Below are 11006 nucleotides of genomic sequence, written 5' to 3'. Positions count from 1 at the left end.
GGCGCCTACCAGACCCTGTTCTCCCGGGGTTTGGTGCGCAAGACCTACCTGGCGCGGGCCGCCGTCGACCCCGCGTGCGAGTTCCCGCGCGTGGTGCGCAACCGGATCGTCAAACGTCGGGGACACCTGCAGGCGGTCTGCGAACCGGGAGAGGTCAACGCGGACACCAGGATTGAGCTGCTGTCGCCGGACGGGCTGTACCGGCTGACCCCGCGCACGGGGCGCACCCACCAGCTGCGCGTGCACATGGCTTCGCTGGGGATTCCGATCGATGGGGACCCGTTGTATCCCAACGTCATTGAAGTCGCCGCCGACGACTTCAGCACACCGCTGCGGTTGCTGGCGCAGCGCATCGAGTTCGACGACCCGGTGACGGGCGTGCGCCGCGAATTCACCAGCCGCCGAGCGGGTCCCTGACTCCGATCTCTATCGCTGCGTCACCAAGGCGGACAGAACGCTGCGCTGATTTTGCCGGATTACGCGCTTGGATGGTCGATCTCGATCAGCTTCTGGGCAATCACCGTCACGGGCGTGTTCGACCGCTGCGACAACCTCACCAGCAGGGCGAACGCCGCCGCCGCGTTGATGTCGAAGCGCTCCATGAGTATCCCTTTGGCCTGGCCGATGACGTCGCGGCTTTCAACAGCGCGGCGTAGTTGCTCGATCTCCTGGGTCAATGCGGCGACGTGCCCCTGGTCCGCGCGGACCCTGGCGGCCAATGCGGCCAACACATGCAATTGCTCACCGGCGCCAGCCAGCTCTCCGCGGGCGTTGGCCCGCGAAAGTGCTGATAACGCTTCGTCAAGAGACACGATCTCGGCTACTTGATGGAGAACTCCGATGTGGTCGTGTCCATCGTCGACCGCGGTGTTGCTACACGTCCAGAGTTTCGGCATGAATATTTCGGGATTCTGCGGGTCGGCGATGTCGTACCGCACGATCGGCATGGCGTCGGTGCCGCGCTTGCGCATCGCGGATTCGGCGGATTCGGCAACCCGGGAGCATCCGCTGGCCTTCGGATCGTCCGGGTTGTCCGGGAACACGTCGAACACGAACTCACCCAGCATCTCCTCGCGCCGGCGCATGGAGATTGCCTCGTAGGTTCCATTGAGCCCGCGGATGCGTAGGTCGCGGTCGAGAAACATTGCGCCGACGTTAATTTTGCCGGCTACCGAAGTCGCGGCCGCGTGGAACCGATACTGGTCGAACTCTGTCGGAGAACGCCGCTTTGATGGCATGTCCGTGCATACCCGGTCCTTCGGCGGTGAACCTCCGGGTGTCGGAGGCCACTGGCATACTCGAATGTATGTTCGAGCAAGCGCAACGGTCGGAGGTGATCGCTCGTTTTGACGAGTTGTTCGAGCGGCATTACCCGTCGGCGACAGCCGAATCGGCGGCATTGCTAGAGCGGATTCACGCGTTCTCCCGGGTGGAGAATCGGGCGGCGGCCGCGCAGCTGACCGCAATTGACGAGCTGTTCACCTACCGGCTTTCGCGTTGTTCGGAGACCGAGGAGTGGGCCGTCGACACGATGGAGGCGGTGGCCGCGGAGGTCGCCGCCGAGTTGCGCATCAGTCAGGGGCTGGCCACCGGCCAGGTGCGCTACGCGCGAGCGATGCGGGAGCGGTTGCCGCGGGTGGCCGAGGTCTTCAAGGCCGGCGACATCGACTACCGCACGTTCCAGACGATCGTGTACCGCACCGACTTGATCGTCGACTCGGAGGTGTTGGTGGCCGTCGACGCCGAGTTGGCGGTCAAGGCGACGCGGTGGCCGTCCATGAGCCGGGGCCGGCTGGCCGGTCAGGTCGACAGGGTCGTCGCCAGGGCGGACATCGACGCGGTGCGGCGTCGTAAGGAGCGCGCAGCCGACCGGGAAATCTGGATCGCCGACAGCGGGGACGGCCTTTCGCACATCCAGGGCAGCCTGCTCAGCCCGGACGCGCGAGCGCTGGATCGGCGGCTGAGCGTGTTGGCGGGCACGGTGTGCGAGCACGATCCCCGCACCCGGGAGCAACGCCGCGCGGATGCCCTGGGGGCGTTGGCCGCCGGCACGGACCGGCTGGGGTGTGGCTGCGGGCGAGCGGACTGCGTCGCCGCGTCCCGGCCTGGCGCGAGCCCCGTGGTCATCCACGTGGTCGCCGAGCAGGCCACCGTTGACGGCGTCGGTGCGGCGCCGGGGTCGTTGGTCGGCGCCGACGGGCTGATTCCGCCCGAGTTGATGGCCGAGCTGGCCGCCTCGGCGAAGCTGGTGCCGCTCGTCCACCCGGGTGACGCGCCGGCCGAACCCGGCTATGTGCCGTCGGCGGCGCTGGCCGATTTCGTGCGCTGCCGGGACTTGACTTGCCGCTGGCCCGGCTGTGACCGGTCGGCAGCCGAATGCGATGTGGACCATACGATCCCGTTCGCCGCCGGTGGGCTCACGCATGCGTCGAATCTCAAGTGCTATTGCCGCATGCATCATTTGGTGAAGACCTTCTGGGGCTGGCGCGAGCTGCAGTTGCCGAACGGCACGCTGATCCTGCGGTCACCGGCGGGGCGTACCTACGTGACCACCCCGGGCAGCGCGCTGCTGTTCCCGTCCCTCTGCGCACCCACCGGCGACCTGCCTGCCGTCAAGGCGCCAGCCGACCAACCTTGCGGCGAGCGCACTGCGATGATGCCGCGGCGTGCGCGCACCCGCGCCCAGAACCGCACCCAGCGCATCGCCACCGAACGCCGACGCAACTGCGAAGCCCGCCTGGCGCGGCGCGCCGAATACTCAAGCTGCCCCGGCCCGGCCCCACCCGACGACGATCCACCAGCCTTCTAGCCGCGTGAATACTCCGGGACCGGGTAGCCCGCGGCCATGGAAATCACGGTCACTTTTGTGGGCAACGCCACCACTTTGATCACTGCCGGCGGGCTGACGCTGTTGACCGATCCGAATTTTCTGCACCAGGGGCAGCATGCCTATCTGGGTTACGGGTTGGTGTCCAAGCGGCTGAGGGAACCGGCGCTGAATATTGACGAACTGCCGCCGGTCGACGCCGTTGTGCTCTCGCACATGCACGGCGACCACTGGGACAGGGTGTCGCAGCGGGGCCTCGACCATGGGTTGCCGATCATCACCACCCCACACGCGGCAAAGCGGTTACACCACCGTGGCTTCGGCCACGCACTTGCCCTGTCGACGTGGCAACGCCACACGATCACCAAGGGCGACACCACCCTCAACATCACATCGCTGCCGGGACGTCACGCACCGGCGTGGAGCCATCGGCTGCTGCCACCGGTGATGGGCACCATGCTGGAATTCGTTTCCGCCGACCGCTCAGTCCGTCGGCTATACGTCTCCGGCGACACCCTGCTCGTCGAGGAGCTCAACGAGATTCCGGTGCGCTTCGACTCCATCGACGCGGGTGTGCTGCACCTTGGCGGAACCCGGCTGCCGGCCGGCCGGTGGCTTCCGTTCGGGTTGACCGTAACCATGGATGGCCGCCAGGGTGCGGAACTGGTGGCGTTGCTGGGGCTGCCGAAGATGATCCCGGTCCACTTCGACGATTACGGCGTCTTCGCATCGCCGCTGGCCGACTTCATCGGTGAAATGCAGCGCCGCGGCATGGGCGATCGGATCATCGAACTGGACCGCGGCGCCTCAGCGACCGTGTGAGAGTGGTCGCCGAGCGGCCGTTCAGCTACTGCTCTGGGGGTTTGTTCCGCCATCGTCAGTGGATAGGCGTTCAGGGCAGTATGCGCTGGCGGCGGCTTGGACGAACAGGGCGGCTTTTGCTGAGGTGAATGCCGGGTTGAGCTCGTGGACATCCCTGATGATGTCGAGCTGTGACGTACCTGAATTGGCCAAGTCACAAACCTTTTGGCCCGCTTTTATCGCGCGGTCGGAATTCTGATAAGTGATACCGGCTTTGTTGAGGGCGGCGAGGAACGCGTCGTCATCGGAGTCGGCGTGCGCTGGTATTGCCATGCCGACCAAGGCAACGGCGCCAGCCAGAAACGTTAGGATTCTCATGTCGCGAGCTCGCTGTCCTTAACCAGCGGCCGGCGGTTTACCGAAGATGCGGGGGCGGAACCCGTATATCGGTTCGGAGAACTCTTCCTCGTGCCCGCCGGGGATGCCCGCGATGGGCACGCCCGGCATGCCCACTGCCCCAGGCTCTTCCATCACCATCGGGGTGGCGGAGCCGAAGCCGTGGTAAGCAACTAGACCGACCTGAGTCGTCGCCGCCACTGGTGTGATGGTCGCTCCTGTTGCAGCCCACGCCGGCGGAACCGACAGGGCCCCAACTAGGCTCGCCTGCCCCACGCTTGCCGCGGCTGCCGCTCCGGGGGCGGTTACCGATGCCAGGTTCGCCGTACCCCCCAGGCCGGCGGCCAGGACGCCCAGCCCTGATGTGGTGGAGTCGACGGCGTTCAGAGAGTTGATGGAGTTCATCGCCACCTGCGAATCGATGAACGACGTCGGGTTCAACAGCCCGCTGGTGGTAAAGGCGTTCGAGAAGTTGGCGACCGAGGCGTTGTTGAGGAAGCTTCCCGTCACCGAGCCGTTGCTTCCATCCAGGAAGTTCATCAACCCGGCAAGCCCGGTGGTGGAGGTGTTCGTATTCGGCGCGAGGCCAAGCCACGCCAGCAGACCTCCCGAAGGGTCGGCGGCCGCCGCATTGACCGCATTGCTCGTGGAACCGCTTGCGGCGCTATTGGTGGCGTTCAAAACGGCGGCGTTCTGCTGGCTGGTGCCGCTGCTGGTGGTGTCCGAATTCGGCTGTTCGAACGGCGTCAATTGGGTTGCCGCGCGCGAGGAGGCGGTGTAGCCGGTCATCGCGGCGGCGTCCTGAGCCCACATGTCGCCATATTGAGCCTCGTTGGCAGCAATCAATCCGGTGTTCTGGCCGAAGAGGTTGCTCGCCACCAGGTTCGTCAGCTGGGTGCGGTTGGCCGTCACGACGGCTGGGGGCACGGTTGCGGCAAACGCGGTCTCATAGGCGGCCGCGGCCGCGTTGGCTTGTGTGCCGACCTGCTCGGCTTGGACGGCTGTGGTCTTGAGCCACTCAATGTAAGGTGCGACCGCCGCCGCCATCTTTGCCGAAGACGGACCGCCCCAACCCTCACTGGTGAGCGCCGCAATCACCGACTCATAGTTGGTTGCAGTGGAACGCAATTCAGCAGAAATGGAGTTCCACGCAGCCGCGGCGGCCAGCATCGATTCCGAGCCCGGGCCGGAATACATCCTGGCCGAGTTGATTTCGGGTGGCAATCCCGCATAGATCGACATGACATCTTCTCCAGAGTTCTCAGCCGGCGGCCGGTGGACGTGGCATGACGACGGGTCGGAACCCGTATTTGGGGATGGCGCGGCGACGCCTGCCGCCGCCGCCCATCGGCCCGGCGACGCCTCCGGGCCCGCCTGCCGCCGGGGCTGCCGAGGTCGAGTCAGTGAGACCGGTGACGCCGGTGGCCTGCACCGCTTGACCGGGGTTGAGATTGGCCGCCGACGTCCAGGTCTGCGGCACCGATAGCGATCCCACGAGATGCGCCTCGCCCACCCCGGCGGATGCGCCGGTGAGGCCGGCCGACCCCACCGTGCTGGATGACAGGTCGGCAGTCGCGACGCCGCTGGCGTCGGCGGCGAAGTCCCCTAGACCCCCGAGTGTCGTGGCGTGTTGAGCTGCCAGGAGGCCCTGCGTCGTGGCAATGATGAACTGCGGGTTGAACGGGCCGCCTGCAAGGGCGCCGTTGACCACCGCCGTGCTGAAGAAGTTGCCATTCGTGAAGGTCCCAAACGCCGAATTGTCCGAGCCGCTGAGCAGGCCCGCCAGGTACTGTTGGAGCGTTTCGCCGTTCGGGAGGGCCAAAGGCGCTGCGTTCGTAGCGTTCGTCGCTGCGTTGCTGTTCGACAACAGCGACTGCGCATTGCCCGCCGACGTGCTGGCAGCACGGTTGACCGCCTGACTTTGTGTGGTTACCGCGTCAGGCGTGGTGTTCGTCCGCGGCGATTGGAACGGCGTCACCTGGGACGCGGCACCCGAAGAGGTGGCGTAGCTGTTCATCGCCGCGGCATCCTGAGCCCACATTTCGGCGTATTGGGCCTCGGTAGCCGCGATCGCCGGGGTGTTCTGGCCGAAGATGTTGGTGGCCACCAAGGTCGCCAGCAGGCTGCGGTTGGCCGCGATGACCGGCGGCGGCACCGTGGCCGCGAAGGCGGCCTCAAAAGCCGTTGCGGCCGCGTGGGCCTGGGCGGCGGTCTGCTCGGCCTGAGCGGCAGTGGTGCTCAGCCACGTCACATAGGGTCGGGCCGCTTCCAACATCGACGCCGACGACGGGCCATGCCAGCCTCCGCTGCTCAGCTGCGTCAATACCGAATCGTAATCGATTGCCGCGGAACGCATTTCGGCGGCCAACGTATTCCACGACGCGGCGGCAGACAGCATCGGGCCGGATCCCGGGCCGGCATACATTTTCGCCGAGTTGACTTCGGGCGGCAACGCCGCAAAGTAGAGCATGGGACCCCCTTCGCGCCTAACAGGCTGCGGCCGCGGTGGCCGCACACAAAATAACATTCATTTTCAAATTCGCCACAAACGCCTGATACATCGCTGCAGCTCGGGCTGCTGCGGCGACGTAGGTCATCGGAGCTCGCCCGCGAAGGGGCGAGACAGAAACGTGACCCTGGCCAGAACGACCCAAGCCAGAAGCCACGTGGACTCAATACCCCTAAGCCGGGAAAGCTATCCAGACCGTGGGCGTCGATCTATGACGGTGATCCACGTAGTTAGCCTCTCCTAATAAGGTGTGCAAACCCCATCGTGACATTGCACGCAAAGGGAGTCAAGCGAGCTGAGATAGGGAGCCAGTTAGCTGCACGGGTGTTCGCAGCCAATTCACCTCGTCGCCATTTGGGCGCCAACGCTTCTGCTGGGGCCACACTGGGTTCCTTCTCGGCCACTGCCGGCGGCTTGGATTGGTGCGGGTATTTGCTGTCGGGCGATGGCTCAGTAGCCGCTTTGCAGCCAACCCAAAGTTTCGATTACCGGTTCACGCACAACATCGTTTTGGGGTGGTAATTCATTCGCGGGTGGATTTCCCATTCGTTGACATAAATACCTCTCACGTTCCCCCGGTGCGGCCGCGGCCTCGACGAGCGGTCGCCGGCTTACGGGGCGAGACTACGACGACTTGAATACGGGGCCGAGCTTCCGGGCAAAGCGATGCGCAGCCCGCCATGGACGCGATCGCGCTGCTTGCGAGACTCCATCATGCGGTTGCGGACGATGTGTTCGACGAGGATGGGGACGAAGGTCTGCACCGGTGCATCGACGAATTGCTGAGCCGTCTCTTCGCACCAGCGCTTGATCTGAGCGGTCCGATGTTCGTCACCAAGCCCCTCGTGACGGGCCAGCTTCTCGGCCACGTCCGCCACCGATCGCCCCACTGTGGCCCGGGCCGCCGTGGAAACCTCGGAGTCGGTGCGCGCCCGCGCCTCGTCGAGCGCCTGACGGGCGACGTCTTCGTCGGTGTCTGGCGCGATGACGTGCAGGGTGATGTGGCGACCGTATTCGGACAACAGCATGACACTTGCCGGCTCGTCGCTGGTGAAACCCAGTAATTCTATTGCGTGCCCGCCGATTTGAGCCGACGGCGGAGTATCATGCCAGTCGTTACGGTGGTAACCCACCATCACGATCTGCCCCAGCCGGTCGGACAACGCCGCCACCAGGCCCAGCAGCTCGGCGGCCAAATTCGTCGACCGCGGCCACCACGCCCCGTCGATGTGCTCGGACACAGCCCGATAAGGCTTGAGCTGCAACCGGTTTGCTTGCTCCATTTCAACCACCTGCTCGCTGACTCCGCGGATCGGCCTGACGACCCCCGCAAGGTCAAGGTCATCACGGGTAGTGGGCGGCCGCTGCGCCAGTGAGTGGCTGGCGGGTTTCCCGATCGTGAACAACGAATTTTCGCAACCTCTTTCGGGTGTGGAAACTGTGCTGCCCGGCCGCCGTCCAACCGTCGGCGCAGCGGCTGAGAAGATGGTGCGGTGCAGATCGCATCGAATATCCAGGGCCAGGTATGGCGCGGTGGCAAGGCGCAGGACGACTTCGAGTTCGACAAGATCTCGGACTATCTCACCGAGCGCGATACCCTGATCTGGGCCGATCTGTGCGATCCGGACCACGACACCCTGTGCGGCCTGGCCGACGAACTCGGTCTGAACCGCTGGGCTGTCGAAGACGCCCTGGCGGCGGCCGAGCGGGTCAAAGTCACCGCCTACGAAACCCACACCTTCTTCACCGTCTATGCGGTCGACGTCGCAACCGAGGCCGCCGAAACGCCACAGCGCATGCTGTCGATGCAGCGCATCTCGGGTTTCGTGCTGCCGCAGGGGCTGATCACCGTGCGCCTGACCTCCGACTTCGACATGGCCCAGGTGACGCGGAGGTGGCAGGAGATCGGCGGCCAGGCGCACGGTGTCGGGGCACTGGTGCACGGCTTGCTCGATGTGGTGGTCGACAGTCATTTCACGGCGGTGGAGGCCCTCGATGAATGCATTGAAGCCATCGAGGACGAGCTGTTCGACGGCAGGCCGCGCAAAGGAACCTTTCAGCGCAAAACATTCCAATTGCGCCGAGACCTGGTGAACCTTCGGCGAGTAGCGCTACCCATGCGCGAGGTGATCAATGCAATACAGCACCACCGGGTCTCGGATGGGTCCGACCGGCAGCTGGACCCTCTCTACGCCGACCTGTATGACCACGTGTTGCGGGTGGCGGAATGGACAGAATCGTTGCGCGACATGATCACAACGATTTTCGAAACCAACCTGTCGCTGCAGGACGCCCGGTTGAATACCGTCATGAAGAAGTTGACCGGGTGGGCGGCCATCATCGCCGTGCCAACGGCGATCACGGGCTTTTACGGGCAGAATGTTCCCTACCCAGGTTTCGGAAATGCCGCCGGATTCGCGGCCAGCACCACCGTGATAGTCGTCTTGATGGTGGTGCTCTACGTGATGTTCAGGCGTCGCGATTGGCTGTAGATCGCAAGGTGGTCACTTACGCGACAGGCGGCGCCGGAAAGACTTTGCCGGATGCGCTGATTGACCATGTCGGGCATGGCCGTGCCGGGTTTGCGAATACGGGTCGTCGTCATTGTGTGATACTCCCGTGGAACAGAAATGCCGTTGCTTGCTGGAGGCGAGGCTAGTTCGCATGCTCACATGTCCGGCGTCACCCGTTGCGGTATCGCCGATAGTGCGGTTTGCGCCCCACCAAGGTTTGCTCCGCCGTCTTTTATGCGTCACCGGCGGACCCTCGCCGACGTGTGGCCGGTGATTTGACGACAATGTCTTACCCGCGATGGTTGTCGCTTGTTCTAGTGGCGATATGTCTGGCCGGCTGTGGCGTGCGGCATGTCTCTGCGGCCAGCGCTCGAGACATTTCCGGCACCTTTCGTTCCGGCGGCATAGACAGAACTTACGTGCTGCACGTGCCGCCCGGAGACCCCGTCGGCCTGGTGCTCAGCCTGCACGGCGGCGGCGGCACCGGGATCGGGCAACGGGGGTTGACCGATTTCGACGCCGTTGCTGATGCCCATGGCCTGGTGGTGGCCTACCCCGACGGTTACGACAAGAGCTGGGCCGACGGGCGGGGCGCCTCGCCGGCGGACCGCCATCACATCGACGACGTCGGCTTCCTCGTCGGGCTGGCGGGCAAGCTGCAGAACGAATACAACGTCGCCCCAGGACACGTTTTCGTCACCGGGATGTCGAATGGGGGCTTCATGTCCAACAAGCTCGGGTGCGACCGCGCAGACGTGTTCGCCGCGATCGCGCCGATAGCCGGCACCATGGGTGTGGGCGTGACGTGTAACCCGTCGCGCCCCGTATCGGTGTGGGAAGCGCACGGAACCGCCGATCCGGTGGTGCACTTCAAAGGTGGTGACGTGCGTGGCCGCGGCGGGATGAGCCACTCCATTTCGGCCACCAGCATGGTCAACAAGTGGCGCACCGTCGACGGGTGCCAGGGGGATCCGTCGGTGCAGGACATGCCCAACGTCGGCGACGGCACCGTCGTGCACCGGTTCGATTCCACCGGCTGCTCGGCGTCCACCGAAGTGGTCTTCTACCAAATCGACAACGGCGGCCACACCTGGCCGGGCGGCAAGCAATACCTGCCCAAGGCCGTCATCGGGTCCACCACCCGCGCACTCGACGGATCGGAAGCCATCGCACAGTTCTTCCTCGCGCACGCCCGCGACTAGTCAGCGCTGGCAGGACGGGCACCAGTACGTCACCCGTTCGCCGGAGTCGTCGAACTTGATGCGGGTGCCGCAGCGACGGCAATTGAGTCCGGTCCGCCCGTACACCCACAGCTGCTGCCCGGCCTTGGTGTTTCCGGTGGTGCAGCGATTCCAGCGGAAGCGATTGACCCACAACATGTCTCGTGCACGGGATACCAGCCGGAGCGGATCGGCGATCGCACTCATCGGCGCGGTGGGCAGATGCCCGCTGACGAAACACAATTCGTTGCAGTAGACGTTGCCGATGCCGGCCAGCACGCGCTGGTCCAAGAGCGCCTCGCTGATCGGCCGATCCGGAGCCGCCATCAGGTTGGCGGCGGCAAGGGCGGGGTCCCAGTTTTCGCCGAGCAGATCGGGTCCCAGGTGCGCGACGGCGTCCTCGTCATGGTCGCGCTCCAGGATCTCCAGCACCCCGAGGTCGACACCGATGGCCCGAATAGGTCCGGCTTCCAACACGATTCGCGCGCGATGGTCGACCCGTACCGGACGATTGCCGACCCGCCAGCTGCCATCCATCTTCAGATGCGAGTGAATGCTGGCCTCACCCACCCGGATCAGCAGGTGCTTGCCGCGGCTGAGCACCTCGTCCACCACCTGCCCGGTGAGGTCGACGGTGGCGTACCGCGGAACCCGGACATCGCAGCGCGTCAGCGTGCGCCCGGCCAGGTGCTGCCGCAGCACTTCCGCGGTGTGCCAGACGGTGTCGCCCTCGGGCATGG

At 65.2% G+C, this 11006-nt stretch carries 11 protein-coding genes; 5 read left to right on the top strand and 6 right to left on the bottom strand.

Annotated elements, in window-relative coordinates; all coding sequences use genetic code 11:
• On the top strand, positions 1–417 hold a 417-nt coding region (locus JOZ00_RS04785), incomplete at its 5' end, for a pseudouridine synthase (RefSeq protein ID WP_293340371.1).
• Between the two features lie 59 nt (positions 418–476).
• On the opposite strand, the gene JOZ00_RS04780 is transcribed toward JOZ00_RS04785, so the two are convergent.
• Positions 477–1145 (bottom strand): ANTAR domain-containing protein, encoded by a 669-nt coding sequence (locus JOZ00_RS04780; protein WP_293340369.1) that lies wholly within the window; start codon positions 1143–1145, stop codon positions 477–479.
• Between the two features lie 161 nt (positions 1146–1306).
• Between JOZ00_RS04780 and JOZ00_RS04775 the strand changes: the two genes are divergently transcribed.
• Complete coding sequence (locus tag JOZ00_RS04775) at positions 1307–2809, top strand: HNH endonuclease signature motif containing protein (RefSeq protein ID WP_293340367.1); 1503 nt, start codon at positions 1307–1309, stop codon at positions 2807–2809.
• Positions 2810–2845: 36 nt separating this feature from the next.
• On the top strand, positions 2846–3649 hold the full coding sequence (locus JOZ00_RS04770) for an MBL fold metallo-hydrolase (RefSeq protein ID WP_293340364.1): 804 nt from the start codon (positions 2846–2848) through the stop codon (positions 3647–3649).
• 21 nt (positions 3650–3670) lie between these two features.
• On the opposite strand, the gene JOZ00_RS04765 is transcribed toward JOZ00_RS04770, so the two are convergent.
• The 4 genes from JOZ00_RS04765 to JOZ00_RS04750 form a co-directional block, all read right to left on the bottom strand.
• The gene (locus JOZ00_RS04765; protein ID WP_293340362.1) at positions 3671–4006 is read right to left on the bottom strand and encodes a DUF732 domain-containing protein; all 336 of its coding nucleotides are present in this window, start codon (positions 4004–4006) and stop codon (positions 3671–3673) included.
• A gap of 18 nt (positions 4007–4024) precedes the next feature.
• Complete coding sequence (locus tag JOZ00_RS04760; protein ID WP_293340360.1) at positions 4025–5266, bottom strand: PPE family protein; 1242 nt, start codon at positions 5264–5266, stop codon at positions 4025–4027.
• Between the two features lie 19 nt (positions 5267–5285).
• Complete coding sequence (locus tag JOZ00_RS04755; protein ID WP_293340357.1) at positions 5286–6494, bottom strand: PPE family protein; 1209 nt, start codon at positions 6492–6494, stop codon at positions 5286–5288.
• 650 nt (positions 6495–7144) lie between these two features.
• Complete coding sequence (locus JOZ00_RS04750; protein WP_293340354.1) at positions 7145–7816, bottom strand: DUF5994 family protein; 672 nt, start codon at positions 7814–7816, stop codon at positions 7145–7147.
• Positions 7817–8026: 210 nt separating this feature from the next.
• Between JOZ00_RS04750 and JOZ00_RS04745 the strand changes: the two genes are divergently transcribed.
• Positions 8027–9025 carry a magnesium transporter CorA family protein gene (locus JOZ00_RS04745; RefSeq protein ID WP_293340352.1) on the top strand — a complete coding sequence of 333 codons (999 nt, stop codon included), beginning with the start codon at positions 8027–8029 and terminating at the stop codon, positions 9023–9025.
• Between the two features lie 305 nt (positions 9026–9330).
• Complete coding sequence (locus JOZ00_RS04740; RefSeq protein WP_293340349.1) at positions 9331–10248, top strand: PHB depolymerase family esterase; 918 nt, start codon at positions 9331–9333, stop codon at positions 10246–10248.
• Here JOZ00_RS04740 and nei2 read toward each other — a convergent pair whose 3' ends face one another.
• A complete protein-coding gene (nei2, locus tag JOZ00_RS04735) occupies positions 10249–11004 on the bottom strand; it encodes an endonuclease VIII Nei2 (protein ID WP_293340346.1) in 756 nt (251 codons plus the stop codon).
• Positions 11005–11006: the final 2 nt, after the last annotated feature.

The organism is Mycobacterium sp. (assembly GCF_019243155.1).
Lineage (GTDB): Bacteria > Actinomycetota > Actinomycetes > Mycobacteriales > Mycobacteriaceae > Mycobacterium.
This window is presented reverse-complemented; position numbering and strand designations above follow the sequence as displayed.